The 26,621-nt window shown below is 61.5% G+C and carries 24 protein-coding genes; 12 read left to right on the top strand and 12 right to left on the bottom strand.

The genetic code is table 11. The features are described 5' to 3' along the window. Window positions 1-24 precede the first annotated feature (24 nt). From gcvT to ACIPL0_RS03470, 3 genes are all read left to right on the top strand, one after another. On the top strand, window positions 25-1,146 hold the full coding sequence (gene gcvT, locus ACIPL0_RS03480) for a glycine cleavage system aminomethyltransferase GcvT (protein ID WP_400593657.1): 1,122 nt from the start codon (window positions 25-27) through the stop codon (window positions 1,144-1,146). 394 nt (window positions 1,147-1,540) lie between these two features. After that, complete coding sequence (locus ACIPL0_RS03475) at window positions 1,541-1,753, top strand: cold-shock protein (protein ID WP_010220199.1); 213 nt, start codon at window positions 1,541-1,543, stop codon at window positions 1,751-1,753. Window positions 1,754-1,852: 99 nt separating this feature from the next. Next, a complete protein-coding gene (locus tag ACIPL0_RS03470; protein WP_400593660.1) occupies window positions 1,853-2,341 on the top strand; it encodes an RDD family protein in 489 nt (162 codons plus the stop codon). A gap of 468 nt (window positions 2,342-2,809) precedes the next feature. Here the strand turns inward: ACIPL0_RS03470 and lptG are convergent, their stop codons facing one another. Together lptG and lptF are read right to left on the bottom strand one after the other, a co-directional pair. After that, window positions 2,810-3,871: an LPS export ABC transporter permease LptG gene (gene lptG, locus ACIPL0_RS03465; RefSeq protein WP_400593663.1), complete on the bottom strand. Its 1,062-nt coding sequence runs from the start codon at window positions 3,869-3,871 to the stop codon at window positions 2,810-2,812. Then, window positions 3,864-4,982 carry an LPS export ABC transporter permease LptF gene (gene lptF, locus ACIPL0_RS03460; protein ID WP_400593666.1) on the bottom strand — a complete coding sequence of 373 codons (1,119 nt, stop codon included), beginning with the start codon at window positions 4,980-4,982 and terminating at the stop codon, window positions 3,864-3,866. The genes lptG and lptF overlap by 8 nt, the downstream gene beginning before the upstream one ends. A gap of 304 nt (window positions 4,983-5,286) precedes the next feature. Here lptF and ACIPL0_RS03455 point away from each other — a divergent pair, with 304 nt between their 5' ends. From ACIPL0_RS03455 to rlmF, 5 genes are all read left to right on the top strand, one after another. Beyond that, entirely contained in the window at window positions 5,287-6,777 is a 1,491-nt protein-coding gene (locus ACIPL0_RS03455) for a leucyl aminopeptidase (RefSeq protein WP_400593669.1), read from the top strand. A gap of 58 nt (window positions 6,778-6,835) precedes the next feature. Next, entirely contained in the window at window positions 6,836-7,264 is a 429-nt protein-coding gene (locus ACIPL0_RS03450) for a DNA polymerase III subunit chi (RefSeq protein WP_400593671.1), read from the top strand. 7 nt (window positions 7,265-7,271) lie between these two features. After that, window positions 7,272-7,724 (top strand): DNA polymerase III subunit chi, encoded by a 453-nt coding sequence (locus ACIPL0_RS03445; RefSeq protein ID WP_400593673.1) that lies wholly within the window; start codon window positions 7,272-7,274, stop codon window positions 7,722-7,724. Window positions 7,725-7,994: 270 nt separating this feature from the next. Then, entirely contained in the window at window positions 7,995-10,841 is a 2,847-nt protein-coding gene (locus ACIPL0_RS03440) for a valine--tRNA ligase (RefSeq protein WP_400731295.1), read from the top strand. A 170-nt stretch (window positions 10,842-11,011) separates the two neighbouring features. Then, on the top strand, window positions 11,012-12,049 hold the full coding sequence (gene rlmF / locus ACIPL0_RS03435; protein WP_400593678.1) for a 23S rRNA (adenine(1618)-N(6))-methyltransferase RlmF: 1,038 nt from the start codon (window positions 11,012-11,014) through the stop codon (window positions 12,047-12,049). A gap of 325 nt (window positions 12,050-12,374) precedes the next feature. Here the strand turns inward: rlmF and ACIPL0_RS03430 are convergent, their stop codons facing one another. Then, a complete protein-coding gene (locus tag ACIPL0_RS03430; protein WP_274135131.1) occupies window positions 12,375-12,656 on the bottom strand; it encodes an HU family DNA-binding protein in 282 nt (93 codons plus the stop codon). Window positions 12,657-13,009: 353 nt separating this feature from the next. On the opposite strand from ACIPL0_RS03430, the gene yejK reads away from it, so the two are divergent. Both yejK and ACIPL0_RS03420 read left to right on the top strand, forming a co-directional pair. Continuing rightward, on the top strand, window positions 13,010-14,011 hold the full coding sequence (gene yejK, locus ACIPL0_RS03425) for a nucleoid-associated protein YejK (RefSeq protein ID WP_400593681.1): 1,002 nt from the start codon (window positions 13,010-13,012) through the stop codon (window positions 14,009-14,011). A gap of 4 nt (window positions 14,012-14,015) precedes the next feature. Continuing rightward, window positions 14,016-14,366 (top strand): glutaredoxin family protein, encoded by a 351-nt coding sequence (locus ACIPL0_RS03420; protein WP_400593684.1) that lies wholly within the window; start codon window positions 14,016-14,018, stop codon window positions 14,364-14,366. A gap of 11 nt (window positions 14,367-14,377) precedes the next feature. Here the strand turns inward: ACIPL0_RS03420 and ACIPL0_RS03415 are convergent, their stop codons facing one another. The 9 genes from ACIPL0_RS03415 to ACIPL0_RS03375 form a co-directional block, all read right to left on the bottom strand. Continuing rightward, window positions 14,378-15,367 carry a DUF2599 domain-containing protein gene (locus ACIPL0_RS03415; RefSeq protein WP_400593687.1) on the bottom strand — a complete coding sequence of 330 codons (990 nt, stop codon included), beginning with the start codon at window positions 15,365-15,367 and terminating at the stop codon, window positions 14,378-14,380. A gap of 422 nt (window positions 15,368-15,789) precedes the next feature. Next, complete coding sequence (locus tag ACIPL0_RS03410) at window positions 15,790-16,722, bottom strand: glutathione S-transferase family protein (protein ID WP_400593690.1); 933 nt, start codon at window positions 16,720-16,722, stop codon at window positions 15,790-15,792. A gap of 64 nt (window positions 16,723-16,786) precedes the next feature. Next, window positions 16,787-17,113, bottom strand: a complete 327-nt coding sequence (locus ACIPL0_RS03405) for a GIY-YIG nuclease family protein (RefSeq protein WP_400593693.1) — start codon at window positions 17,111-17,113, stop codon at window positions 16,787-16,789. A gap of 47 nt (window positions 17,114-17,160) precedes the next feature. Next, window positions 17,161-17,631 (bottom strand): nuclear transport factor 2 family protein, encoded by a 471-nt coding sequence (locus tag ACIPL0_RS03400; protein ID WP_400593967.1) that lies wholly within the window; start codon window positions 17,629-17,631, stop codon window positions 17,161-17,163. 116 nt (window positions 17,632-17,747) lie between these two features. Then, window positions 17,748-19,043 carry a CynX/NimT family MFS transporter gene (locus ACIPL0_RS03395; RefSeq protein WP_400593695.1) on the bottom strand — a complete coding sequence of 432 codons (1,296 nt, stop codon included), beginning with the start codon at window positions 19,041-19,043 and terminating at the stop codon, window positions 17,748-17,750. Window positions 19,044-19,516: 473 nt separating this feature from the next. Further along, window positions 19,517-20,281, bottom strand: coding sequence for an amino acid ABC transporter ATP-binding protein (locus ACIPL0_RS03390; RefSeq protein WP_062386562.1), 765 nt, complete (start codon window positions 20,279-20,281; stop codon window positions 19,517-19,519). 10 nt (window positions 20,282-20,291) lie between these two features. Further along, window positions 20,292-21,389 (bottom strand): amino acid ABC transporter permease, encoded by a 1,098-nt coding sequence (locus ACIPL0_RS03385; protein WP_400593697.1) that lies wholly within the window; start codon window positions 21,387-21,389, stop codon window positions 20,292-20,294. Window positions 21,390-21,399: 10 nt separating this feature from the next. After that, window positions 21,400-22,581, bottom strand: a complete 1,182-nt coding sequence (locus ACIPL0_RS03380) for an amino acid ABC transporter permease (protein WP_400593700.1) — start codon at window positions 22,579-22,581, stop codon at window positions 21,400-21,402. 65 nt (window positions 22,582-22,646) lie between these two features. After that, the gene (locus ACIPL0_RS03375) at window positions 22,647-23,678 is read right to left on the bottom strand and encodes an amino acid ABC transporter substrate-binding protein (RefSeq protein ID WP_400593703.1); all 1,032 of its coding nucleotides are present in this window, start codon (window positions 23,676-23,678) and stop codon (window positions 22,647-22,649) included. Window positions 23,679-24,307: 629 nt separating this feature from the next. On the opposite strand from ACIPL0_RS03375, the gene ACIPL0_RS03370 reads away from it, so the two are divergent. Together ACIPL0_RS03370 and rhlB are read left to right on the top strand one after the other, a co-directional pair. Next, window positions 24,308-24,964, top strand: a complete 657-nt coding sequence (locus ACIPL0_RS03370; protein WP_400593705.1) for an alpha/beta hydrolase — start codon at window positions 24,308-24,310, stop codon at window positions 24,962-24,964. 107 nt (window positions 24,965-25,071) lie between these two features. Continuing rightward, entirely contained in the window at window positions 25,072-26,547 is a 1,476-nt protein-coding gene (gene rhlB, locus ACIPL0_RS03365) for an ATP-dependent RNA helicase RhlB (protein ID WP_400593708.1), read from the top strand. Window positions 26,548-26,621 lie beyond the last annotated feature (74 nt).

Below are 26,621 nucleotides of genomic sequence, written 5' to 3'. Positions count from 1 at the left end.
CGAAACGCATTCAAGGAGTCATCGATGTCCACTGAGTTGCTGAAAACCCCGCTCAACGCCCTGCACCGCGAACTCGGCGCACGCATGGTCGAATTCGCCGGCTACGACATGCCGGTGCAATACCCTGCCGGGGTCATGAAAGAGCACCTGCACACCCGCGAGCAGGCCGGCCTGTTCGACGTGTCGCACATGGGCCAGATCCTGCTGAAAGGCGCCAATGCCGCCGCAGCGCTGGAAACCCTGGTGCCAGTGGACATCATCGACCTGCCAGTGGGCATGCAGCGCTACGCCATGTTCACCAATGAAAGCGGCGGCATTCTTGATGACCTGATGGTCGCCAACCTGGGCAACGATCAACTGATGCTGGTGGTCAACGCTGCCTGCAAGGAACAGGATCTGGCGCACCTGCAGAAGCACATCGGCAGCCAGTGCGAGATCACCCCGCTGTTCGAAGAGCGCGCACTGCTGGCCCTGCAAGGCCCGCAAGCGGTGACTGCGCTGGCTCGACTGGCGCCGGACGTGGCGAAGATGACCTTCATGCAGTTCACCACGATGACCATCGACGGCATCGACTGCTACATCAGCCGCTCGGGCTACACCGGCGAAGATGGCTACGAGATTTCCGTCCCGGCCGATCAGGCCGAATCCCTGGCCCGCCGCCTGCTGGCCGAGCCGGAAGTGGCGCCAATCGGCCTTGGCGCGCGCGACTCGCTGCGTCTGGAAGCCGGCCTGTGCCTGTACGGCCATGACATGAACACCGACACCACGCCGATCCAGGCCAGCCTGTTGTGGGCGATTTCCAAGGTGCGTCGTGCCGACGGTGCCCGCGCTGGCGGCTTCCCCGGCGCTGAACAGGTCTTCGCTCAGCACCAAAGCGGTGCAGCGCGCAAGCGTGTCGGCCTGCTGCCACAGGAACGCACCCCGGTACGCGAAGGCGCCGAGATCGTCGACGCCGATGGCAAGATCATCGGCACCATCTGTAGCGGCGGCTTCGGCCCGACCCTCGGCGCACCGGTGGCAATGGGCTACCTGGACAGCGGTTTCACTGCGCTGGAGACTGAGGTCTGGGCCATCGTGCGCGGCAAAAAAGTCCCGATGCGCGTGAGCAAAATGCCTTTCGTTGCACAGCGTTACTTCCGCGGCTGATACGCCCGTCAAAAAATTGCGGCACCGCAACAGTGCATGAAACTGTTCCGATGCCGCAGTCCGGCGCGTGGTTTTACAGCAATGAAATTGTCAGAAAACTGCACTTCAAACGACGCAAAAACAGTAAAAACTATCGATTCAGAGCACTTGGTTAAAGTTTTCAAAATAGCGGCCAAACCCGCTAAAACCGGGCTCTCGCGGGGCTTGTTTTTTCTGCTGGAGTTAGCGTAGAGTTTCCCGACTGTGTTTGCATAGGTCGCTGGGATCGTGACCTGGGCAGTAGCGCCAAAAGCAATGCTACATCCCGCTCTACGTTTCTTCTTCCTGCAACCAGCCCAGTACTCTTTCGTGTGAAAGGGACTGTCATTAATTTTATGCTCCAAGGAATAAGAAAATGTCTCAACGTCAGAGCGGTACCGTTAAGTGGTTTAACGACGAGAAAGGTTTTGGTTTTATCACTCCAGAGAGCGGTCCGGATCTGTTCGTCCACTTCCGCGCCATTCAGGGCAACGGCTTCAAGAGCCTGAAAGAAGGCCAAAAAGTTACCTTCATCGCTGTGCAGGGCCAGAAAGGCATGCAGGCTGACGAAGTTATCGCTGAAGCCTGATCGCTGAAAGCATGAAAAGCCCCTGATGGCAGCATCAGGGGCTTTTTTATGCCCGTCATTTGCCTACACTGGCCGTGTCCCCGTGAACAGGCACTGCTTATGCCCAAACATCTGCTCCGTCCCCAGGGCGATTTCCCGCCCGCCGGTTTAGGCCGCCGCCTGGCCGCGATGTTTTATGACGCGCTGCTGTGTGTGGCGCTGCTGATGGTGACGACCTTTATCTACAAGCTGGTGTGGATGGGGTTTGTCGGTGAGGCGCGGTTGCGTCAGCTCTCCGAGTCCGGGGCGCTGGATGGTGATCCGCTGCTGTCGACGATTCTGCTGTTTGCCCTTTTTGCCTTTTTCGCCAAGTTCTGGACCCACGCCGGGCAAACCCTCGGCATGCAGGTCTGGGGGATCCGTGTGCAGAACGCCGATGGTACGGGTATCAGTCTGTGGCAAGCGTTGTTGCGTTTTGTCGTCGCCATTGCGTCGTGGCTGTGTGTGGGGCTGGGTTTTTTCTGGAGTCTGTTCGACAAGCAGAAACGCAGTTGGCACGACATGTACTCTGAGACTCGGCTAGTGCGGGTTCCGAAGCACAAGAAATAACACCCCGCATTTCCCTGTAGGAGCGCGCTTGCCCGCGAATGTGCCGGACCATTCAAACATGTGTTGTCTGACCTGACGCCTTCGCGACCCTCGTTACCTCGGATCCCTCCCACAGGGGCCAATGTGGTTCTGCACAATGCATTGCCATACCGAAATCCGCCAAACACCACACATCCGTGGGAGGGAGCCCTGCTCGCGAAAGCACCCTCTAAATCACCACCGCCGGCAAGCCGGACTGCTACGGATCGGTGAACACCTCCCAAAGGCAGTGGGAGCGGGCTTGCCCGCGAATGCGCCGGACCAGACAACCATGTACTGCCTGACCTGGCGCCTTCGAGCCCCTCGTTACCTCGGATCCCTCCCACAGGGGCCAATGTGGTTCTGCGATGCGCATTGCCATACCGAGATCCCGCGATCACCCACAAAAAAGCCGACCCTGAGGCCGGCTTTTTCATTGCACCGTGGCAATCAACCCGCGCGGCGCAGCAGCCAGAGGCCAGCGAGCGCGCAGATGCCAGCAGGCACTAGCACCGCGAACAGCGGCGAGAAGCCGAACACCAGGCTCGATGGCCCCAGCAGGTCCTGGGCGATGCGGAAGGTGAAGCCCACCAGTACACCGGTGAACACGCGCTGCCCCAGGGTCACCGAGCGCAGCGGTCCGAAGATGAAGGAGATCGCCATCAGCACCAGCGCCACCGTCACCAGCGGCTGCAGGATCTTGGTGTAGAACGCCAGCCAGTAACGACCGTTGGCCAAGCCCTGATCAGCCAGGTAATGCGCGTAACCATACAGTCCGGTCATGGACAGGGAATCCGGCGGCAACACCACGGTGCTGAGCAACTGCGGGCTGAGCGCGATGTTCCAGCGTTCTTCCGGCGCTGCGACCACTTCCGTGCGGCCCTCGTGGAACACTGTAGTGGTGACGTCTTTCAGCAACCAGTAATCGGTCTTGAAATTGGCCTGCTTGGCGAAGCTGGAGGTCAGCATGTGGCGCTGATCGTCGAACTTATAGCGGGTCACGCCATACAGCAGACCATTGGGCTGCACGGTGTTGATGTGGATGAATTCCTGACCCTGACGGTGCCACAGGCCATGCCGCGCACTCTGTGCGTCACCGGTGCCTTGCGCCAGCGAACGAGCCGCCTGAGCCTGGGCCTCGGTGACCGGGGCGATGTATTCGCCGATCAGCAGACCCGCCACCATCAGCACCAGCATCGGTTTCATCACCGCCCAGACGATCCGGCCAACGGACACACCGGCGGCGCGCATGATGGTCAGTTCGCTGCTGCTGGCCAGCGCGCCGAGGCCGATCAGACAGCCGATCAGCGCCGCCATCGGCAGCATTTCATAGAGACGGCGCGGTGCGGTCATGACCACGAAGCTGCCAGCATCCCAGAAGGTGTAGGTGTCGCTGATGTCGGCCATTTCGTCGATGAAGGCGAACAACGACGCCAGACCGAGAATGATGCCCAGCACGGCGAGAATTGCCATGAACACGCTTTTACCGATGTAGCGATCGAGCTTAACCACGAGCCACCTCCGACACACTGCGGCGACTCGCCAGTTTCAGACGCAACGGCTCCCAGTACAGCAATCCCAGGCCAATGGCCAGGAACAGCGCATGCACCCACCACAGGCCCAGCCCCATCGGGATCTTGCCCTTCTCCAGCGCGCCACGGGCGGCGATGAGGATGGTCAGGTAAGCCATGTACAGCAAAATGGCCGGCAGCAGCTTGAGGAAGCGGCCCTGACGCGGGTTGACCCGGGCCAGCGGCACCGCCATCAGCGTCACGATGAAGACCAGGATCGGCAGCGACACGCGCCATTGCAGCTCGGCCTTGTTGCGCGGCGTCTTCTCGCCGTTGAGCAGCTCGCTGGTGGGGATCGCGTCGCGGTCGGTGACTTCGTCACTGATGTCCGGCTTGGGCAGCAGCGCACCGTAGGTGTCGTACTTGATCACGCGGTAATCGGCCTGCCCCGGGTTGCCGTCGTAGCGGTAGCCGTTGTCGAGGATCAGGTAGCGGCTGCCGTCCGGGCGGATTTCCTGCCGGCCCTTCTCGGCCACCAGCACGGTGATGCCGTGGTCTTTCTTCTCTTCCAGTTTCTTTTCCGAGATGAACACGCCGCCGAGGTTGATGCGGTCGTCGGTCATGGTTTCGGTGTAGGTCACCCGGCTACCGTCGCGCAGCAGTTGGAAACGACCCGGCACCAGGGTGTCGAACTCGGTCATCGCGTCCTGCTTGTTGATCAGCAGCTGGAACTGGTTCGCACCCTGTGGAGCCAGGCTGAAGCTCAACCACGCCACCACCAGCGACACCAGCGCCGCCGGTGCCAGGGTCATCCACAGCAGGCGCTGCTGGCTCATGCCGGTGGCCGACAGCACGGTCATTTCGCTTTCCAGGTACAGACGGCCGTAGGCCAGCAGGATGCCAAGGAACAGGCCCAGGGGCAGAATCAGTTGCATGAAGCCCGGCAGGCGAAAGCCCATGATCAGAAACAGCACACCCGGATCGAGCGCACCCGATGCCGCTTGCGCCAGGTACTTGATGAAACGGCCACTCATGATGATCACCAGCAACACGGCGCTGACAGCGCTCAAGGTGACCAGCACTTCTCGGGACAGGTAACGGAAGACAATCAAACCAGACACTCCAGAATTGTCACGCTCTGACAGCACGACAAGGAAATGGGTCAGTCCGGGCGCGCACGACCACGCACCCGCGAAAAAATATGCGGCATTATCCTGTGATTGGATGTGTCTGTCACTGCGCGCGCCGGATACTTCTTCACTCAAGCTGAAACGTCCGTACTAACGGGGTTGTCACAGGTCCTTGAGCAGAGTCAAACTGCGGGCCTTGCCGCCGGCACGCCCTGCAAGTCATCCGCAACGTACCGCGCCACGTATTCAATTTGCGTTAACCCACAGTTTATTCGGGGACCCCGACATGGAATTGGTTGTTAAGAGCGTCAGTGCAGAAACCTTGAAGACCGCCACGCTGGTGGTCGCCGTCGGCGAAGGCCGCACACTGAGCGAAACCGCACAAAGCATCGACACCCTGAGCGGTGGAGCGATCAGCGCCGTCCTCAAGCGCGGCGACCTGTCCGGCAAGATCGGTCAGAGCCTGCTGCTGCACAGCCTGCCGAACCTGAAAGCCGAGCGCGTGCTGCTGGTCGGCACCGGCAAGGAGCCAGAGCTGGGCGACCGTCAGTTCCGCAAGATCATCAGCGGCGCACTGTCCACCCTCAAGGGCCTGGGCGGCACCGATGCGGCGTTCGCGCTGGACCAACTGACCGTCAAGAACCGCGACGTCTATGGCAAGAACCGCCTGCTGGTGGAAACCCTGGCCGACGGCGAATACGTGTTCGACCGCTTCAAGAGCCAGAAAGCCGACCCACGCGCCCTGAAGAAAGTCACCCTGCTGACCGCCAAGGCCAACGTCGCCGACGTCGAGCGCGCTGCCAAACACGCTCAGGCCATCGCTGCCGGCATGGCCGTGACGCGCGATCTGGGCAACATGCCGCCGAACATCTGCCACCCGACCTACCTGGGCGAACAGGCCAAGGCACTGGGCAAGGCACATAAAGGCCTGAAAGTCGAAGTGCTGGACGAGAAGAAAATCGCCGAACTGGGCATGGGCTCGTTCCTCGCTGTCGGCCAGGGCAGCGCTCAACCGCCGCGCCTGATCGTGATGCAATACAACAACGGCAAGAAGAGCGAAAAACCGTTCGTGCTGGTCGGCAAGGGCATCACCTTCGACACCGGCGGCATCAGCCTCAAGCCGGGCGCCGGCATGGACGAGATGAAGTTCGACATGTGCGGCGCCGCCAGCGTGTTCGGTACTCTGAACGCCGTGCTGCAACTGGAACTGCCGATCAACCTGGTGTGCATCATCGCCGCTGCCGAGAACATGCCGAGCGGCACCGCGACCCGTCCGGGCGACATCGTCAAGACCATGAGCGGCCAGACCGTGGAGATCCTCAACACCGACGCCGAAGGCCGTCTGGTGCTGTGCGATGCGCTGACCTACGCCGAACGCTTCAAGCCGCAGGCGGTGATCGACATCGCCACCCTGACAGGCGCCTGCGTGGTCGCTCTGGGTGGCCACACCTCCGGTCTGCTGGGCAACAGCGACGCGCTGATCAATCAGGTACTGGACGCCGGCAAACGCGCTGATGACCGCGCCTGGCAACTGCCGCTGTTCGACGAGTACCAGGAGCAACTGGACAGCCCGTTCGCCGACATCGCCAACATCGGCGGTCCGAAAGGCGGCACCATCACCGCCGCCTGCTTCCTCTCGCGCTTCACCAAGTCCTACGAGTGGGCGCATCTGGATATCGCTGGCACCGCGTGGCTGAGCGGCGGCAAGGACAAGGGCGCCACTGGCCGTCCGGTTCCGCTGCTGACTCAATACCTGCTGGACCGCGCCGGCGCGTAACAGCACCGCGAAAGGCGTCGGCCGCTGCAAGGCGGTCGGCGCATGATCTGGAATCTTCATGACCCAAGTCGACTTCTACATCCTGCCCAGCGCCGACCCGCTCGCCCGTCTGGATTTCGCCTGCAAGCTCACCGACAAGGCCTGGCGCCTCGGTCACCGCATCTATCTGCATTGCAGCGATGCCGAACAACGCGACGAGTTGAACGCCCGCCTGTGGCGCTTCCGCGGCGAAAGCTTCGTGCCTCACGGCTTGCTGGAGGAAGACAGCGACGCGCCGGTGGCTCTGGGACTGGGCAGCGATCCCGGCCAGCATCAGGATCTGCTGGTCAATCTGGACCTGCGCATCCCCGAATTCTTCAAGCACTTTGCCCGCGTGGCAGAGATCGTGGTCGAGGATCCGGCCATCCGCCTGGCTGCACGAGAGAGTTTCCGCTTCTACCGTGAACAGGGCTATCCTCTGCAAGATCACCGATTGCAGCGTCTTTGAGCACACGATGGATAATTCTAAAAACCTGAAAGATCCCGCGCATCTGCTGGATGACCTCGAGTCGATCCGCCAGCTGCTCGGCGACGACAACCTGCAACCGCCGCTGCTGACCGACACGGTCCCCGGCGAAGGCCAGATTCCCCTGTTGTTCGACGTGGTCGGCGGGCAGACCGCAGTGACCGACACGCAAGCGCCGGACGCCGTCGAAATTCCCACGCTGACGCCGGAACCCATGACCGTCGAAGCGCAACCGTCACCCGAACCGCCCTCCCCGCCGCCCGCCGCTGAAGCGAGCAAGCCCAATCCCGACGACCTGCTGCACCTGGACAGCGAACTGCGCGCTGCCGCGCAACTGATCATGCAGGACGTCATCGACGACTTCGCCCCGCACATCGAAAACGAGATCAAACGCCGTCTGGATGCGCGGATGGAGCGGTTGTTGAGTCAGTACAACAACTGATCCCGACGACCTGTAGGAGCTGGCTTGCCCTGCGACCGGCTGCGAAGCAGTCGTAAACCCGGTAGCCGCGGTGCACCTGACACGGCCAATGCGTCTGGGATTTACGACTGCTGCGCAGCCGGTCGCAGGACAAGCCAGCTCCTACAGTGATCCCGCCCGGCCTGCCAACCGCTTATAACCTCGCCGCTTACAGCTTCTAGCTTGCAACTGCTCCGAAAAGCTATACTTCCCGGCTTTTCCGACTGAAAGCAGATCAGGTTCCCGCCGCGCATGGACAAGACCTACCAGCCGCACGCCATCGAAACTTCCTGGTACCAAACCTGGGAGTCCGAGAATTACTTCGCTCCGCAAGGCGCGGGCGACTCGTACACCATCATGATTCCGCCGCCGAACGTCACCGGCAGCCTGCACATGGGCCACGGATTCAACAACGCGATCATGGACGCCCTGATCCGTTTCCGCCGCATGCAGGGTCGCAACACCCTGTGGCAGCCGGGCACCGAACACGCCGGTATCGCCACGCAAATGCTGGTGGAGCGTCAGCTCGAAGCCCAGGGCCAGAATCGCCACGATCTGGGTCGCGAAAAATTCCTCGAAAAAGTCTGGGAATGGAAGGATCAGTCCGGCGGCAACATCAGCCGTCAGATCCGCCGCCTGGGCTCCTCCGTGGACTGGAGCCGTGAGCGCTTCACCATGGACGACGGCCTGTCCGAAGCGGTGAAAGAAGCCTTCGTGCGCCTGCATGAAGACGGCCTGATCTACCGCGGCAAGCGTCTGGTCAACTGGGACACCAAGCTGCACACGGCGATTTCCGACCTCGAAGTGGAAAACCACGATGAGAAAGGCAGCCTGTGGAACCTGCGCTATCCGCTGGCCGACGGCGTGAAGACAGCCGAAGGTCAGGATTACCTGATCGTCGCCACCACCCGTCCGGAAACCATGCTCGGTGACGCCGCCGTCGCCGTGAACCCGAACGATGAGCGCTACAAGGCACTGATCGGCAAGTTCGTCGAGCTGCCGCTGGTAGGTCGTCGCATTCCGATCATCGCCGACGACTACTGCGACCCCGAATTCGGCACTGGCTGCGTGAAGATCACCCCAGCCCACGATTTCAACGACTATGAAGTCGGCAAGCGCCACAACCTGCCGCTGCTGAACATCTTCGACAAGAACGCCAGCGTGCTGGCCGCCGCCCAGGTGTTCAACCTCGACGGCACCCTGAACGAATCCATCGACGGCAGCCTGCCGGCCGAGTACGCAGGTCTGGACCGCTTCGAAGCGCGCAAGCAGATCGTTGCCGCCTTCGACGCCGCCGGCCTTCTGGTCAGCGTCGACGACCACGCCCTGAAAGTGCCGAAAGGCGACCGTTCCGGCACCGTCATCGAGCCGTGGCTGACCGACCAGTGGTACGTTTCCACCAAGCCGCTGGCCGAGCCAGCCATCGCTGCCGTGGAAGACGGCCGCATCGCCTTCGTGCCCAAGCAGTACGAAAACATGTACTTCTCGTGGATGCGTGACATCCAGGACTGGTGCATCAGCCGTCAGCTGTGGTGGGGCCACCGCATTCCGGCCTGGTACGACGAGTCCGGCAAGGTCTACGTCGGCCGCGACGAAGCCGAAGTGCGCGCCAAGCACAACCTCGGCGCCGACGTTGCCCTGCAGCAGGACAACGACGTCCTCGATACCTGGTTCAGTTCGGGCCTGTGGACATTCTCCACCCTGGGCTGGCCGGAGCAGACCGAATTCCTGAAGACCTTCCACCCGACCGACGTGCTGGTCACCGGCTTCGACATCATCTTCTTCTGGGTCGCCCGGATGATCATGCTCACCATGCATCTGGTGAAGAACGAAGACGGCACCGCGCAGATCCCGTTCAAGACCGTTTATGTTCACGGTCTGGTCCGCGACGGCCAGGGTCAGAAAATGTCCAAGTCCAAGGGCAACGTCCTTGACCCGCTGGACATCGTCGACGGCATCGAGCTCGAAGCGCTGGTACAGAAGCGCACCAGCGGCATGATGCAGCCGCAGCTGGCGAAGAAGATCGAGAAGCAGACCCGTCAGGAATTCGCCGATGGCATCGCCAGCTACGGGACCGACGCCCTGCGCTTCACCTTCTGCTCGCTGGCGTCCACCGGTCGTGACATCAAGTTCGACATGGGCCGCGTCGAAGGCTATCGCAACTTCTGCAACAAGATCTGGAACGCCGCCCGCTATGTGCTGGACAAGGGCGAAGACTGCGGCCAGAACGGCGAAGCGGTCGAGCTGTCGCTGCCGGATCGCTGGATCATCTCGCAACTGCAACGCACCGAAGCCGAAGTGACCCGCCATCTGGATCAGTTCCGTTTCGACCTCGCGGCGCAATCGCTGTATGAGTTCATCTGGAACCAGTACTGCGACTGGTACCTGGAGCTGTCCAAGCCGGTGCTGTGGGACGAGAACGCGCCGATCGAGCGTCAGCGCGGTACCCGCCGCACTCTGGTGCGCGTGCTGGAAGTGGCGCTGCGTCTGGCCCATCCGTTCATGCCGTTCATCACTGAAGAAATCTGGCAGCGCCTGGCGCCGCTGGCCGGCGTGCAGGGCAAGACCATCATGCTGCAACCGTGGCCGGTGGCGAACGAGGAGCGCATCGACGCCGCTGCCGAAGGCGACATCGAATGGCTCAAGGGCGTGATGCTCGGCGTGCGCAACATCCGTGGCGAAATGAACATCGGCCCGGGCAAGCCGCTGCAACTGTTCCTCAAGAACGTCAACGCTGAAGACCAGCGTCGTCTGACCGAGAACGAGCACCTGCTGAAGAAGCTGGCCAAGCTGGAATCGTTCACCGTGCTGCAAGCCGGTGCCGAAGCCCCGCTGTCGGCGACCGCACTGGTTGGCGAAATGGAAGTGCTGGTGCCGATGGCTGGCCTGATCGACAAGGGCGCCGAACTGGCACGTCTGGACAAGGAAATCCAGCGTCTGCAGGGTGAAGTGCAACGTGTCGGCGGCAAGCTGTCCAACGCCGCCTTCGTCGACAAGGCCCCGGCCGACGTCATCGCCAAGGAACGCGCCAAACTGGGCGAAGCCGAGCAGGCTCTGGCCAAGCTGGCCGAGCAGCACGCGCGGATTTCCAGTTTGTAATGACCGAATCAGCCAGCCTTGATCACAAGGCTGGCTGATCACCACAAACCCTGTAGGAGTGAGCTTGCTCGCGATAGCGTCGTATCAGTCACATGATTGTTGTCTGACATACCGCTATCGCGAGCAAGCTCACTCCTACAGGGTTTTGTTTTAACCGGAATCAATCTGTAATGACCACCCCAGACAAACCCAAACCACCGCGCAAGAGGCCCAAGCCCGCCAAGCCGGCCGCCGCCGGCAAGACAGCCGCCGCGCCACGGGAAAAAGCCAGCCTGCACCCGCGCAACCGCCATCAGGGTCATTACGACTTCCCGCGCCTGATCAAAGGCAGCCCGGAGCTGGGCAAGTTCGTCATCACCAACCCTTACGGCAAGGAAAGTATCGACTTCGCCGACCCGGCCGCAGTGCGCGTGTTCAACCGCGCCCTGCTCAAGGCGTTCTACGGCATCGCCCATTGGGACATCCCGGCAGACTATCTGTGCCCGCCGATTCCCGGTCGCGCCGATTACCTGCATTTTCTCGCCGACCTGCTGGCCGAACACAACGACGGCGTGATCCCTCGCGGCGCGATGGTCAAGGCGCTGGACATCGGCACCGGCGCCAACTGCGTCTACCCGTTGATCGGCCACAGCGAGTACGGCTGGTACTTTGTCGGCTCGGACATCGACAAGATCGCCCTCGCCTCGGCCAGCACCATCGTCAAGGCCAACAACCTGCACAAGGCCATCGCGCTGCGCCAGCAGGACAATCGCCAGCACATCCTCAGCGGCCTGCTGCAGGCCGACGAGCGCTACGACGTCACCCTGTGCAACCCACCCTTCCACGCCTCCGCCGAAGAAGCGCTGCGCGGCAGCCAACGCAAATGGCGGGCGCTGGGCAAGGCCGATCCGAAACGCAAACTGCCGGTGCTGAACTTTGGCGGCCAGGCCGCCGAACTGTGGTGCGAAGGCGGTGAAGCGCGCTTCGTCTCGCAGTTGATCAGCGAAAGCGCTCTGGTGGCGAATCAAGTGCTGTGGTTCAGCACGCTGGTGTCCAAGGCCTCCAATCTGCCGCTGATCGAAAGCGCCCTGAAAAAGGCCGGCGCCGTGGAAAGCCGCGTGGTGGACATGTCTCAGGGGCAGAAGCAGAGCCGTTTCGTGGCCTGGACCTTCCAGGACAAGACGCAGCAACAAGCGTGGCGGGCGCAGCGCTGGGGCGGTAACCACTGAACCTTGTAGGAGCTGGCTTGCCCTGCGACCGGCTGCGAAGCAGTCGTGAATCCGGTATGTACGGTGTGTCAGGCAGACCGCATTTGCAGGTTTTACGACGGGTTCCCCGCCGGTCGCAGGACAAGCCAGCTCCTACAAGAGCGGCGAAGCAGTCGTGAATCCGGTATGTGCGGTGTGTCAGGCAGACCGCATTTGCAGGTTTTACGACGGGTTCCCCGCCGGTCGCAGGGCAAGCCAGCTCCTACAAGGGCCACCAAACGGCGGGCACAAAAAAACCGTGTCCGGATCGCTCCGTCACACGGTTTCTTTCAAGCAGCGTGGTCGCTTACTTGTTGACAGCGTCGGTCAGCACTTTGGCTGGAACGAACTTGACCACTTTCTTGGCAGCGATTTCGATGGCAGCGCCAGTCGAAGGGTTGCGGCCAGTGCGAGCTGGACGCTCGGTGATTTTCAGCTTGCCGATGCCTGGCAGAGTGATTTCACTACCGTTTTCCAGTTGGTCAGCGACGATTTGGCCCAATTGGTCCAGAGCATTGCGCGCGGTGGTTTTTGGCGCGTCGATAGCTTCTGCGATATCGGCGATCAATTGGTCTTTAGTCAGAGCCATGGTGGTGTTCCTTCCCTATCAAATTCAGATGGTTTGCAGAGTGTGTACAGACGCGAAATGTAGATACTGAAATCGCTCTTTGGTTCGGCCGAACCCCCACAAACTGCGTGCTTGGCGCGCTTCAGTGCGCAAGACCGGGCAAAACTAGCACAGAGCCGCGCAAATATCGCCACCCGACTACCCATTTGGTCAGCTTTATCACCCCTGAGGCAAAAAAATGTCGCAAAACCGGGCCTCGCGCCGTGTTTTCGGCCTTCTGCGGGCGCGCCGAGCCGCGTCTGCGGTACACTTGCCGACTTTCGCACGGGCCATCTTCAACCCGTTCAGTTCCCCTTTGAGCAGCAGAGAAACCCATGCCGATCCGTCATGCCATCGTTCACCTGATCGACAAGAAACCCGACGGTACGCCTGCGGTTCTCCACGCCCGCGATTCCGAGCTTGAGGAGTCCCAGGCCATCGAGAACATGCTGGCCGACCTCAACGAGAGCTATAACGCCAAACAGGGCAAGGCTTGGGGTTTCTTCCATGCCGAGTCCGGCGCGCACCCGTTCAGCGGCTGGCTGAAGGAATACCTCGACGAGGGCAAGGACTTCACCGCGTTCAGCCGCGTGGCGGTCGAGCATCTGCAAAAGCTGATGGAAGAGTCCAACCTCTCCACCGGTGGCCACGTGCTGTTCGCCCACTATCAGCAAGGCATGACCGAGTACCTGGCCATCGCCCTGCTGCACCACAGTGAAGGCGTGGCGGTCACCGATGCGCTGGACGTCATGCCGTCGCGCCATCTGGACCTGGGGCAACTGCATCTGGCGGCGCGGATCAACATTTCCGAGTGGCAGAACAACAAGACGTCGAAGCAGTACATCTCGTTCATCAAGGGCAAGAACGGCAAGAAGGTCTCGGAGTACTTCCGCGACTTCATCGGCTGCCAGGAAGGCGTCGACGGCCCCGGCGAAACCCGTACCCTGCTCAAGGCCTTCAGCGACTTCGTCGAAAGCGAAGACCTGCCGGAAGAGTCCACCCGCGAGAAAACCAAGGCGCTGGTCGACTACGCCAGCAGCCAGAGCAAGATGGGCGAGCCCATTGCTCTGGAAGAACTGTCCGGGTTGATCGACGAAGACCGCCCGCGCGCGTTCTACGAGCACATCCGCAACAAGGACTATGGCCTGTCGCCGGAAATCCCCGCCGACAAACGCACCCTCAACCAGTTCCGCCGCTTCACCGGTCGCGCCGAAGGCCTGTCGATCAGCTTCGAAGCGCACTTGCTGGGCTCGAAGATCGAGTACGACGAAGAGGCCGGCACGCTGATCATCAAGGGCCTGCCAACCCAGCTCACCGATCAGTTGAAGAGGCGCTGAGGCCATGCTCGCGCGCACATTGAAGAAATTCGCGCTGATCCTGCTGGTGGTCGTGGCGTACCAGAACTGGGGCAAGGTCGAACACTTCTTCAACCCGTCCCAGGCCCTGCCCGCACAGACGCTGGCTCAGGCCCGCGTCGTGCTGTACGCCACCGACTGGTGCGGCTACTGCAAACAGGCCCGGCGTTTTCTCGACAGCAAGGGCATTCCCTACACCGAATACGACATCGAGAAATCCGCCGAGGGCCGCAAGGCCTATGAAGCGCTGGGTGGCCGTGGCATTCCGCTGATCGACGTCAACGGCACGCTGATTCGCGGCTTTTCTCCGGACGAGATTCTCGCCGCCCTCAAATAGCCGCTCAGGGCTCAGGGATTGCAGTTCTTCTCCCGAGCCTTTACCCCGTCGACGTAAGGGCGAAACGTCTCGATATCCCAAGTGGTCTTGTCCGGGTAATTGACGCGCAGACAGATGAACTGGCGCAGCATCGGGTCGCGACCGGCGCTTGATCGCACCTTCCAGCGTGGGCCGTTGCCATATTCACGGCTGAGTTCGGCGTAGGCCAGATCGCTATCCCACTCTGGAAAGGTCCGCCCGCAGGCTGTGGGTCTGATTTTGAGTTGCGGCCCCGACCAGGTCGCAGACTGGATGTATTGCGGACAATTGCCCAATTCGCCCTGCTGTTCCGGATCGTAGACGAAACGCGATGAGCCCCTCTGCCCAGACACCAGCGCAACGATCGGCAGCACCATCCCGGTCTTTTTATAGAGTTCGCGCTGGTCGTATTGCGCGGCGGCCATGGCCTCAAGCTGGCCTGCCTGAAAGAAAAACGCCTCGATGGGCAACTTCTCCGGCACCTCCTTGGGCCACGCTTCGACACTGAAGACACCGTATGAACCGGACTTCCACATGGGACGCGCCCGGTCTCGGCCCCCCAACTTGTCGAGCGGCCCGCACGCTTTGTCGGCGAGGCTGCCGGTCGGCGGGAAGCACAGGATTCTGAGCCGGGTCTTGTTGCCCGGTGTTTGCTGCTCGGCAAACAGGATGAGCCCATTACCGACTTGCCCGGAAGGCCAGGCCGCCTGCAAATCTGCCCGCAGGTAAACGACCTGGGTGGTGCCCTGCTCCCAACTCTTGCCGTTATCGTCGGTACTTCGCGGGGCTTTGCTCTTTTTCTTCACCGCGGCCTGCTTGAGGATGACGCCACTGCATTGCCATACCGGCATCGCAGCCGGGTCGCATTGCCCGCGTGTGTCGTCGAGACGTGCGTTCAACCGGGCTGCGATGCCCAAGCCTTCAGACACGCTGAACGGCGGCGACGCACAGACACACGATTGTCCCGCCAACCAGACCAGCATTCCCGCGCAAATCCATTTCATGGGCGATCAAGCCCGGCGACAACCATGTCGAAACACCCCGATGTTCATCGTCCTTGTCAGCAGCGCCGCCTGCCTGTGCCACGGGCAGGCGTTGCATCGCGCACTGATCGGTCATCTGGGGTACGACAAGCCTCTCACCGACTGCATCACCGATTATTTCAGCCAAAGCGCATTGCGCCATCGGCCAATAACCAGTCAAAGCAGGTGCTTAATACCGCAAAGTTCAAGCAACTTATCAGCCGTTAACACTCTGTTTAGTGCATTGGCCGACAAATACCTATTCGGCGTCTGATCGTTTCGCGATAAACAGGGCGCGCTAATCGCGAACCGCGATAGCACTGCAACGAGCAGAAGGCGAGATGACGATATCGCCCTGCCTTCCGCCTGCCGGCTTTTTGCATTCAGTGGGCGGAGATCCGGAAGCCGACACGCGGGAAATGCACATGGACAGTGCCAGCCCGCTCATCCTCGCGGCGCAGGATGATCTCCTCGCGCCCGCTGAACACCAGTTCGCCATGAACCGGGTCGACGCCATAGTCCACCGCCGAGACGCTGACCGACTGGCCCGGGGTGAAGCCGTTCGGCTCAACGAGCGCTTCATCAGGCAGCGGTACGGGTTCGGCGCGGCGGGCGATTTCGATGGCCTCTTCCGAGCTCAACTCACTCGGCGCGCCATGGCCGAAACCGATGACGCGCTGATACCACGCCGACACGGCCGGATAGTCGTCTACCAGTGGCGTTGTCGCGGGCGTCTGCTTGAGGAACCACAGCGTGTGCGCCACGGCGAAATCGGCGATCGACGGCACGCCCAGCAGAAAGTCGCCATGGCGCTCAAGCTGGGTGTCCAGCCGTGTCATATGGGTCGGCCATTGGTGCAGCGCCAGCTCCAGCGGCATGCGGGACGCCGTGCCGCCGGTGAACAGCGCAGCACGGTCGGCGACAAAGGCTTTTACCGCCTCCGGAGGAAACCGGGCAAAGCGCACCGCGAGTGCCTCTGGCTGAAAGGCCAGGCTCACTGCGTGGGAGAACAGCACCGAATCGGCCCAGGCCGCGAGGGTCACCGCGGTGAATTCCTGGCCTTCAGGGTAAAACGTCGGCGAGGTCTTTTCGGCTTCCAGGCGGCGGGCGATCAGCGCTGTATCGCAATAGATATCCGCGCCGACCTGCAGCACCGGCGTCTTGCGATAGCCACCGGTGAGAGCGGTGACATCCGGTTTCGGCATGATCGGCGGGATGGTCACCGAACGCCACGACAGGCCCTTGAAACCCAGCATCAGGCGGGCCTTTTCGGCAAACAGCGAGGCGGGGTAATGATGAAGAATCAGCTCTGACATGCTTCGGTCCATCCACAGGGGTGAACCCGCAGCTTAGTCCGATGCACGTCGGTGGCCTACCCGTTCACGCTGATGGCAGCGCATCAGCCTGATGGATATAGCTGGCCGCAAGCGCCTCTTTGGCCGACTTGCGCAGCTTCTTGATCAACCGCTCCTGACGCAGCGCCTCGCCCTTGTCGCCACAGGCTTCGACGTACACCAGTGCCACCGCCGGGCTGGAATGAAAAAAGCGCGCGCCCTTGCCGCTCTGATGCTTCTCGAAACGCCGGTGCGGATCATCGCTGATGCCGCAATACAGCGAACCGTTGGCGGCGCGCACCAGATAAACGAACCACGGCTTTGCCACGGCAGGATCAGCGGGCGGTTCAACGGTGAGAGCGGTGTCAGACATGGCGGACCGGGAAGCACAGAAACAGAGGCGGCGATTCTAGCAAAGCTTCAGCGCCCGGCCTGATAAGCCTTCAGGCCCTTTTGCGCCTGCGCGCGAATGGCGTTCTGCACCAGTGGCGTCCAGCCCAGCAGCGCACCCTTGGCGCCCAATGCCTGGCGCGACCAACGCCACAGATCGAAGCGGTCGTGGTGCTCGCAGATCTTGCCGTCGCGAAAAACAAAACGGGCTTGAATGTCGTTGACCACCGTACGCCCGGTCTGGCTGAACAGATACGTCACCACCCAGTGGGCAGCGCCGCTACGCTCGTCGGCGCGCACGTTGTCGAAACGCACCGAAAACTCTTTGGCCCGCGAGGTCAGCATGCGCCACATGTCGCCGGCCGCCCGTCCGCGCAGCTCACCGAACACCGGGTCGCTGAACAATACGTCGTCGCTGTAGCAGGCGGCCATGGCTTCGGCGTCCAGGCGATTGAAGGCTTCATAGAAACGGCTGATCAGGGCGCTGTGCTGTTCGCTCAGGGATTGCTCGTTCGGGTGTTCGCTCATGCGGGAAGATGTCCATGGAAAAGGATGTCAGCACGATAAGCGCACATCGCGTTTTTTGCCATGGACATCAGCCCGGTAAATACCCCGACTCAGACTTTCTCGCTGGTGACCTGCACATACAGCGCGCGACCGGCGCCCATGCCGGCTACGGTGGCCGCCACGCCGATCACACCGAAAATCCAGCCCACGGCACTCCAACTGCCGGTCAGGTCGTGTACCACGCCGACCGCGAACGGCCCCAGCGACGCCAGGGTGTAACCGACACCCTGGGCCATGCTCGACAGGTTGGCGGCAACGTGAGAATCGCGGGAGCGCAGCACGATCAGGGTCAGCGCCAGACTGAACGTACCGCCCTGCCCCAGCCCGAGCACCACCGCCCAGCCCCACAGTTGATTCAACGGTGCGTACAGGCAACCGAACAGTCCGCCGAGGGTCAGCAGCATCACCAGCAGGATCGCCAGACGCTGATCCTTGCCCCGGGTTGCCAGCCACGGCGCGGTCAGCGAACTGAGCAACTGCACCATGATCGAACCGGACAGCAACAGGCCGGCTTCGGTCGGGGTCAGGCCACGGCCGATGAGGATCGACGGCAACCAGCCAAAGACGATGTAAGCCAGCGAGGATTGCAGGCCCATGTACAGCGTCACCTGCCAGGCCAACCGGTCACGAAACAGGCCACGCACACGATAGGCCACCTGATGCTGGCCCTGACGCTGGCGTGTCTGCGGCAACCAGAACACGGCGGCGAGTATCGCAGGGACGATCCAGAAACCCAGACCAAGACTCCAGCTGTCGCCGAACCAGTGACTCAGCGGCACCGTAGAACCGGCGGCTACCGCCGCGCCCAGACACAGCGCCATGGTGTAGACACCGGTCATGGTGCCGGCCTGCTTCGCGAAGTCGCGCTTGACGATGCCCGGCAGCAGCACGCCGATAATTCCGATGCTGGCGCCACCCAGAATGCTGCCGGCGAACAACCCGACTTCGCCGAACGAACTGCGCAGGATGATGCCACCCGCCAGCGTGAGCAGAATGCCCAACACCACGCGTTCACTGCCGAAACGCCGCGCCAGGATCGGCGCCAGCGGCGCGAACAAGCCCAGACACAGCACCGGCAAGGTGGTCAGCAGACCGGCCTTGGCCGCCGACAGCCCCAGGCTGTCCGACACCGCGCTGAGCAGCGGCGCCATGCTCGACAATGCCGGACGCAGGTTCAGCGCCACCAGCACCAATCCGAACAGCAGGAACCACGGGTGTTTCGGCGCGGCATGAGGCTGTTGGACTTGCGCGTCGTCAGCCTCTGCGTCGATCAGCAACTCGTCGATTTCGTGATGTTTTTCGGGACTGGAACGGGTAACGCTCGCCGTAGGCGCCTTGGTCGTCATGGGATTCTCTTGGTGGCAGGATGTGTAACAGCGCATTGCGCAAAGGTGCATCCTGTTGGAGAACGACGAAGAACACAAGTTTCGCGGGAATTGAATACAGAATGACCTTGATGGATGCGCAGGACTTTTGTGGGAGCCGGCTTGCTGGCGAAGGCGTCAGTCCAGACACATAGATGTCAGCAGACCATCCAGTTCGCCGGCAAGGCGGCACCTACAGGAATTGCGTCGTGTCAGTTAAATCCATTCGCGACCGTCGTAACCTCCGATCCCTCCCACAGGATCATCGCCAACCCGATGACCTGGGTACGCCGCCAATCCTGTAGGAGCGCGCTTGCCCGCGATAGCGTCGTGCCAGCTAAAAATGGCTCGCCTGACCCACCGCCATCGCGGGCAAGCGCGCTCCTACAGAGAGAATCGAGGCAATAAAAAACCCGGGCACAAGGCCCGGGTTTCTGTGTGTCGCAACTGTCGACTCAGTGCAGGATCTGGCTGAGGAACAGCTTGGTGCGGTCGCTTTGCGGGTTGTCGAAGAAGTCGTTTGGCGCAGCCTGTTCGACGATTTCACCCTTGTCCATGAAGATCACGCGGTTGGCCACGGTGCGGGCGAAGCCCATTTCGTGGGTCACGCAGAGCATGGTCATGCCTTCTTCAGCCAGACCGACCATGGTGTCCAGAACCTCTTTCACCATTTCCGGGTCGAGGGCCGAGGTCGGCTCGTCGAACAGCATGATCTTCGGCTTCATGCACAGCGCGCGGGCGATGGCCACACGCTGCTGCTGACCGCCGGAGAGCTGACCCGGGTACTTGTGCGCCTGCTCCGGAATGCGTACGCGCTCCAGGTAGTGCATGGCGATCTCTTCAGCCTTCTTCTTCGGCATTTTGCGCACCCACATCGGCGCCAGCGTGCAGTTCTGCAGGATGGTCAGGTGCGGGAACAGGTTGAAGTGCTGGAACACCATGCCGACTTCGCGGCGGATGGTTTCAATCTGCTTCAGGTCAGACGTCAGCTCGGTGCCATCGACAATGATGCGCCCCTGCTGGTGTTCTTCCAGACGGTTGAGGCAGCGAATGGTGGTCGACTTGCCGGAACCGGACGGGCCGCACAGGACGATACGTTCGCCCTGACGCACGTTCAGGTTGATGTCTTTGAGCACGTGGAACTGGCCGTACCATTTGTGTACGCCTTCCATCCGGATCATGCCTTCGGCGCCCAGAGGCTTACTGATAGCTTCACTCATCACAAAACTCCTAACGCTTGTGGCCAGTGTCCAGCTTGCGCTCCAGGTGCATGGAGTAGCGGGACATGCCGAAACAGAAGATCCAGAACACCAGGGCCGCGAAGACATAGCCTTCGGTGGCCATACCGAGCCAGTTCGGGTCGGCGGCAGCTTGTTTGACGCTGTTGAGCAGGTCGAACAGGCCGATGATGATCACCAGACTGGTGTCCTTGAACAACGCGATCACGGTGTTGACCAGACCGGGAATGACCAGCTTCAGGGCCTGCGGCAGAATCACCAGGCCCATCCGGCGCCAGTAGCCCAGGCCCATGGCCGCAGCAGCTTCGTACTGGCCCTTGGGGATGGCCTGCATGCCGCCACGCACCACCTCAGCCACGTAGGCCGACTGGAACATGATCACGCCGATCAGGGCGCGCAGCAGCTTGTCGAAGTTCATGCCTTCCGGCAGGAACAGCGGCAGCATCACCGAGGACATGAACAGCACGGTGATCAGCGGAACGCCGCGCCAGAACTCGATGAAGGTGACGCAGATCACGCGAATGGCCGGCAGGTCGGAACGACGACCCAGCGCCAGGATCACGCCCAGCGGCAAGGCCCCGGCAATACCGACGGTGGCGATGACCAGGGTCAGCATCAGGCCGCCCCACTGGCTGGTGGCGACCGTCGTCATGTCGAACAGCCCACCATGCAGCAGGAAGTACGCCACGATCGGGTAGATCACCAGGAAGCTCAGACCGTAGACGGCCTTGCGCGGCATGGCCTTGATGAACAGCGGCGCGGCGCCGATGATCGCCAGCCAGACGGTCAGGTCGACACGCCAGCGCAGCTCTTGCGGGTAGTAGCCGTACATGAACTGGCCGAAGCGCTGTTCGATGAACACCCAGCAGGCACCGGCCTTGGTGCAGTCGGCACGGGTGGTACCGACCCAGTTGGCGTCGAAGATCGACCAGCTCAGCAGCGGCGGAACGATCAGCCAGACCAGGTAGATCGCGAACAGGGTCAGCAGCGTGTTGATCCAGTTCGAGAACAGGTTCTGACGCATCCATGCCACCGGGCCGAAGACTTTGCTCGGCGGCGGCATGTCGGGTTTGAAAGTATGGGATGTCATGCGCGTTTCCTCACCGCTCGATCAGCGCAATGCGCTTGTTGTACCAGTTCATCAGCAGGGAAATGCTGATACTGATCGCCAGGTACACGCTCATGGTGATGGCAATGACTTCGATGGCCTGACCGGTCTGGTTGAGTACGGTACCGGCGAACAAAGAAACCATTTCCGGATAACCGATACCGGCCGCCAGCGAGGAGTTCTTCGCCAGGTTCAGGTATTGGCTGGTCAACGGCGGAATGATCACCCGCAGCGCCTGCGGAATGATGACCTTGCGCAGCGTCGGGCCGGGACGCAGGCCCAGCGAACGGGCTGCTTCGGTCTGGCCGTGGCTGACCGACTTGATGCCGGAACGCACGATCTCGGCGATGAACGCCGCGGTGTACACCGTCAGTGCCAGGGTCAGGGCCAGCAGTTCAGGGATCAGGACCCAGCCGCCGACGAAGTTGAAGCCTTTCAGTTCAGGCATTTCCCAATGCACCGGCGCACCGAAGATCAGCGCGCACAGCGCCGGGATCACGATGAGCAGGCCAAGGCCGGCCCAGAACTTGTGGAACGGCACACCGGTCGCTTCGAAACGCTTGTTCGCCCACTTCGCCATGAACACGATGGCGACGATGGCCAGCACAATGCTGATCACGAACGGCCATGCGGCATCGGTCGGGATCGCTGCCGGCATGTTCAGGCCGCGGCTGCTGATGAAGAACGAACCGAAGAAGTTGTGCGCCCCGCGTGGTCCAGGCTGTGTCAGGAACACCGCGAAGTACCAGAACAGGATCTGCAGCAGTGGCGGAATATTACGGAACACTTCGACGTAGACCGTCGCCAGCTTGTTGATGATCCAGTTGTTGGACAGCCGCGCGACACCGACGATGAAGCCCAGCAGGGTCGCGAGAATCACGCCGATGAAAGTCACCAGCAGGGTGTTGAGCAGGCCGATGAGGAAAACCCGTGCGTAGCTGTCCGATTCCGTGAACGGAATCAGGTGCTGCGCGATGCCGAAGCCGGCACTGTTTTCAAGGAATCCGAAACCGGAGGTGATGCCCCGGTGTTGCAGGTTGGTCTGGGTGTTATCGAACAGATACCAACCCATCGCGACTACGGCGATAACCGTGATTATCTGGAATAGCCACGCACGCACTTTGGGATCGCTGAGGGATAGCCTCTGCTTTGGTGCGCTGATTTGATTTTGCATGGAGTGCCCCGGAAGAAATGCAACGAAGCGCCCGGCTACGGATCACGTAGCCGGGCGCAGATCCATCAACGCACTGGTGGCGCGTATTGAATGCCGCCGTTGGTCCACAGAGCGTTCATGCCACGGTCGATTTCCAGAGGCGTGGTTTTACCCAGGTTCTTCTCGAAGATTTCGCCGTAGTTACCGACTTGAGAAACCACCTTGACGACCCAGTCCTTCGGCAGTTTCAGCTGCGGACCGTAATCGCCGTCGGCGCCCAGCAGGCGGGCAACGTCAGGGTTTTTGGTGGATTTGGCTTCAGCTTCGACGTTCTTCGAAGTCACGCCGGCTTCCTCGGTGTTCAGCAGGGCGTAGCCGACCCAGCGAACGATGGAGGTCCACTCTTCGTCGCCACGACGCACGACCGGCGCCAGAGGCTCCTTGGAGATGGTTTCAGGCAGAACGACGTAGTCTTTTGGCGAGGCCAGCTTGGAGCGTTGTGCGTACAGCTGCGACTTGTCGGAGGTCAGCACGTCGCAACGGCCGGATTCCAGCGACTTGGCGCTTTCGTCGGAGGTGTCGAAAGTGATCGGGGTGTACTTCAGGCCGTTGGCGCGGAAGTAGTCCGAGACGTTCAGTTCGGTGGTGGTACCGGCCTGGATGCAGATGGTCGCGCCGTCCAGTTCCTTGGCGCTCTTGACGCCCAGTTTGCTGTTGGCCAGGAAGCCTACGCCGTCGTAGTAGGTGACGAAGCCAGGGAAACTCAGGCCCATGCTGGCGTCACGCGAGCTGGTCCAGGTGGTGTTGCGCGACAGGATGTCGATTTCGCCGGATTGCAGTGCGGTGAAACGCTCCTTGGCGTTCAGCTGGCTGAACTTGACCTTTTTCGCGTCGCCGAACACGGCAGCCGCGACAGCGCGGCAGACGTCAGCGTCGATACCGACGATGGTGCCGTTCTTGTCAGGTACCGAGAACCCTGGCAGACCGTCGCTCACGCCGCACTGAATGAAGCCTTTCTTTTGAATGGCGTCCAGTGTCGCGCCCGCCTGAGCGAAACTGCTGACACCGAGTGCTGCCGCAGCGGCCACTACAGCCAGGGTGGATTTCAACATCTTCATTCAAACCTCCAGTTTGCTCTTTGTTGTGTAGGAGCTTGAGTCCGGTCGCACCCTTGTGAGGCATTAGTGACCCGTGCTGGCTTTTTTTGGGTCATGCGACCTGGGCTCGTACGAAATGTCCTGACACTCGGTGATGCTGCGTTGAAAGCGGCCTCGGAATGCTCATTTACAACTCGTAAACTGCGCTTCCTCGGCCGCTTTCGCCTTGCCTCACCTTCGCGTCAGAACCTTTCGTACGGAGCCCAAGACCCGGATCCACAAGCTGCGTATGGCGTCTCCCCCATCACCACTGCGAACCCGATTTGGTCAGGTGGACTGAAGCCCCATGATGTCCTTGAACCGCGAGGTCCAAAGCGAATCGTGCCGGAATCCTGCTCGATGGACTCCTTGCTGCCCCGGACGTCACAATGGACCCATGGATCATAGATCATCCAGTGTTACCGGCCGGGTGAGCGCCTTCACTCCGCGGGTTTCATAGCAAAGCCCGTACCATTACGTCGGCAAACTTGAATTGACCTCAGGTCAAGATCCAAACTTGCAACCTTGCGACATCTTCTTTCATATCCGCACAGGCCTGCGCACTGCCTTGAAGCGCCGCGCCAGAGCCATCGCACACAAATGGAGCAGTCATGAGCGAACCGTTGATCCTTGAGCCGGAAAAGGCTGTCGATGCCTGTGTCATCTGGCTGCACGGCCTGGGCGCCGACCGTTACGACTTCATGCCGGTGGCCGAAGCCCTGCAGCAGACGCTGCTGACCACCCGTTTCGTCCTGCCACAGGCGCCCACCCGCGCCGTTACCGTCAACGGCGGTTACGAGATGCCGAGCTGGTACGACATCAAGGCCATGAGCCCGGCCCGGGCCATCGACCGCGACCAACTGGAAGGTTCGGCCCAGCGCGTACTGAGCCTGATCGAAGCGCAGCGCGACAGCGGCATCGACCCGGCGCGGATCTTCCTGGCCGGTTTCTCCCAGGGTGGCGCCGTGGTGCTGCACACTGCCTTTCTACGCTGGCAGGGCCCGCTGGGCGGGGTTCTGGCCCTGTCGACCTACGCGCCGACCTTCAGTGACGACATGAGCCTGTCGGCCAGCCAGCAGCGCATTCCGGCGTACTGCTTGCATGGCTTCCACGACGAAGTGGTACAGAACGCCATGGGTCGGGCGGCGTATGAGCATCTGAAAGCCCACGGCGTCACCGCCACATGGCAGGAATACCCAATGGGCCACGAAGTGTTACCGCAGGAAATCACCGATATAGGCGTCTGGCTCGCGGATCGCCTGCGCTGATTCGGCATTTGTTTCTTTCAATTGTCCTGCGGATTTGGTATGGCACTACGCCGCGCCGGGTTCTTGCTTTACACTGCCCGGCGTACATTCCTTAATCAATCGACGAGATGACCGTGCTCAAAGCACTTAAAAAGATGTTCGGCAAGAGCGAGGCCGAGCAGATCGCAGCAGCCCCCCGCGCTTCCATCACCCCGACCGACACCCCGTCGCGGGAAGAAATCACTCCTGTCGTTGCCCAGACGGCAGTCGAGCCCGTTACCGACAGCGAGGCGAAACCCGCCCGTACCCGCAGCGAACGCCCGCGTCGCGAACGCGCGCCCAAGACAGCGCCCAATCCGGTCGTCGTGCCGTGGAAACTGGAAGACTTCGCGGTCGAGCCGCAAGAGGGCAAGACGCGCTTCCATGATTTCCCGCTCGCCCCGGAGCTGATGCACGCCATCCATGACCTCGGTTTCCCTTACTGCACGCCGATTCAGGCGGGCGTGCTGGGCTTTACCCTCAAGGGCAAGGATGCGATCGGTCGCGCTCAGACCGGCACCGGCAAGACCGCCGCGTTCCTGATTTCGATCATCACCCAGCTGACCCAGACGCCGCCGCCGAAAGAGCGCTACATGGGCGAGCCCCGTGCGCTGATCATCGCGCCGACCCGCGAGCTGGTGGTGCAGATCGCCAAGGACGCTGCGGCGCTGACCAAATACAGCAAGCTCAATGTCATGACCTTCGTCGGCGGCATGGACTTCGACAAGCAGCTCAAGCAGCTCGAAGCCCGTCACTGCGACATTCTGGTGGCCACCCCGGGCCGTCTGCTGGACTTCAACCAGCGCGGCGAAGTGCACCTGGACATGGTCGAGGTGATGGTGCTGGACGAAGCCGACCGCATGCTCGACATGGGCTTTATCCCGCAAGTGCGTCAGATCATTCGTCAGACCCCGCCGAAGAGCGAGCGTCAGACCCTGCTGTTCTCCGCCACCTTCACCGATGACGTGATGAATCTGGCGCGGCAGTGGACCACCGACCCCGCCATCGTCGAGATCGAGGCCGAAAACGTCGCCAGCGACAACGTCGAGCAGCACATCTACGCCGTGGCTTCGGCCGACAAGTACAAGCTGCTGTACAACCTGGTCAACGACAATGGCTGGGAGCGGGTGATGGTCTTCGCCAACCGCAAGGACGAGGTGCGCCGCATCGAAGAGCGGCTGGTGCGTGATGGCGTCAACGCCGCGCAACTGTCCGGCGACGTGCCGCAGCACAAGCGGATCAAGACTCTGGAAGGTTTCCGCGAAGGCAAGATTCGCGTACTGGTCGCCACCGACGTGGCAGGTCGCGGCATTCACATCGACGGCATCAGCCACGTGATCAACTTCACCCTGCCGGAAGTGCCGGACGATTACGTCCACCGCATCGGCCGTACCGGTCGTGCTGGCGCGGAGGGCGTGTCGATCAGTTTTGCCGGCGAGGACGATTCGTATCAGTTGCCGGCCATCGAAGAGAAACTCGGCCGCAAGATCAGCTGCGAAATGCCGCCGACCGAGCTGCTGCGGGCGGTGGTGCGCAAGCACCGGGCGCAGCCTGCGGCGGAGTGATCACGACCCGGCTCAACACCGGGATCGAACCTGTGGGAGCGAATTCATTCGCGAGACGGCATTGCAGACGACGA

Source organism: Pseudomonas sp. NPDC090208 (assembly GCF_044746785.1).
In the GTDB taxonomy this organism is placed as follows: Bacteria; Pseudomonadota; Gammaproteobacteria; order Pseudomonadales; family Pseudomonadaceae; genus Aquipseudomonas.
This window is presented reverse-complemented; position numbering and strand designations above follow the sequence as displayed.

What these genes read in the sequence shown, in the direction of transcription:
- gcvT (WP_400593657.1), top strand. Translation starts at nt 25, where the DNA reads ATGTCCACTGAGTTGCTGAAAACCCCGCTCAACGCCCTGCACCGCGAA.
- ACIPL0_RS03475 (WP_010220199.1), top strand. Translation starts at nt 1,541, where the DNA reads ATGTCTCAACGTCAGAGCGGTACCGTTAAGTGGTTTAACGACGAGAAA.
- ACIPL0_RS03470 (WP_400593660.1), top strand. Translation starts at nt 1,853, where the DNA reads ATGCCCAAACATCTGCTCCGTCCCCAGGGCGATTTCCCGCCCGCCGGT.
- ACIPL0_RS03455 (WP_400593669.1), top strand. Translation starts at nt 5,287, where the DNA reads ATGGAATTGGTTGTTAAGAGCGTCAGTGCAGAAACCTTGAAGACCGCC.
- ACIPL0_RS03450 (WP_400593671.1), top strand. Translation starts at nt 6,836, where the DNA reads ATGACCCAAGTCGACTTCTACATCCTGCCCAGCGCCGACCCGCTCGCC.
- ACIPL0_RS03445 (WP_400593673.1), top strand. Translation starts at nt 7,272, where the DNA reads ATGGATAATTCTAAAAACCTGAAAGATCCCGCGCATCTGCTGGATGAC.
- ACIPL0_RS03440 (WP_400731295.1), top strand. Translation starts at nt 7,995, where the DNA reads ATGGACAAGACCTACCAGCCGCACGCCATCGAAACTTCCTGGTACCAA.
- rlmF (WP_400593678.1), top strand. Translation starts at nt 11,012, where the DNA reads ATGACCACCCCAGACAAACCCAAACCACCGCGCAAGAGGCCCAAGCCC.
- ACIPL0_RS03430 (WP_274135131.1), bottom strand. Translation starts at nt 12,656, where the DNA reads ATGGCTCTGACTAAAGACCAATTGATCGCCGATATCGCAGAAGCTATC.
- yejK (WP_400593681.1), top strand. Translation starts at nt 13,010, where the DNA reads ATGCCGATCCGTCATGCCATCGTTCACCTGATCGACAAGAAACCCGAC.
- ACIPL0_RS03420 (WP_400593684.1), top strand. Translation starts at nt 14,016, where the DNA reads ATGCTCGCGCGCACATTGAAGAAATTCGCGCTGATCCTGCTGGTGGTC.
- ACIPL0_RS03415 (WP_400593687.1), bottom strand. Translation starts at nt 15,367, where the DNA reads ATGCTGGTCTGGTTGGCGGGACAATCGTGTGTCTGTGCGTCGCCGCCG.
- ACIPL0_RS03410 (WP_400593690.1), bottom strand. Translation starts at nt 16,722, where the DNA reads ATGTCAGAGCTGATTCTTCATCATTACCCCGCCTCGCTGTTTGCCGAA.
- ACIPL0_RS03405 (WP_400593693.1), bottom strand. Translation starts at nt 17,113, where the DNA reads ATGTCTGACACCGCTCTCACCGTTGAACCGCCCGCTGATCCTGCCGTG.
- ACIPL0_RS03395 (WP_400593695.1), bottom strand. Translation starts at nt 19,043, where the DNA reads ATGACGACCAAGGCGCCTACGGCGAGCGTTACCCGTTCCAGTCCCGAA.
- ACIPL0_RS03390 (WP_062386562.1), bottom strand. Translation starts at nt 20,281, where the DNA reads ATGAGTGAAGCTATCAGTAAGCCTCTGGGCGCCGAAGGCATGATCCGG.
- ACIPL0_RS03385 (WP_400593697.1), bottom strand. Translation starts at nt 21,389, where the DNA reads ATGACATCCCATACTTTCAAACCCGACATGCCGCCGCCGAGCAAAGTC.
- ACIPL0_RS03380 (WP_400593700.1), bottom strand. Translation starts at nt 22,581, where the DNA reads ATGCAAAATCAAATCAGCGCACCAAAGCAGAGGCTATCCCTCAGCGAT.
- ACIPL0_RS03375 (WP_400593703.1), bottom strand. Translation starts at nt 23,678, where the DNA reads ATGAAGATGTTGAAATCCACCCTGGCTGTAGTGGCCGCTGCGGCAGCA.
- ACIPL0_RS03370 (WP_400593705.1), top strand. Translation starts at nt 24,308, where the DNA reads ATGAGCGAACCGTTGATCCTTGAGCCGGAAAAGGCTGTCGATGCCTGT.
- rhlB (WP_400593708.1), top strand. Translation starts at nt 25,072, where the DNA reads ATGACCGTGCTCAAAGCACTTAAAAAGATGTTCGGCAAGAGCGAGGCC.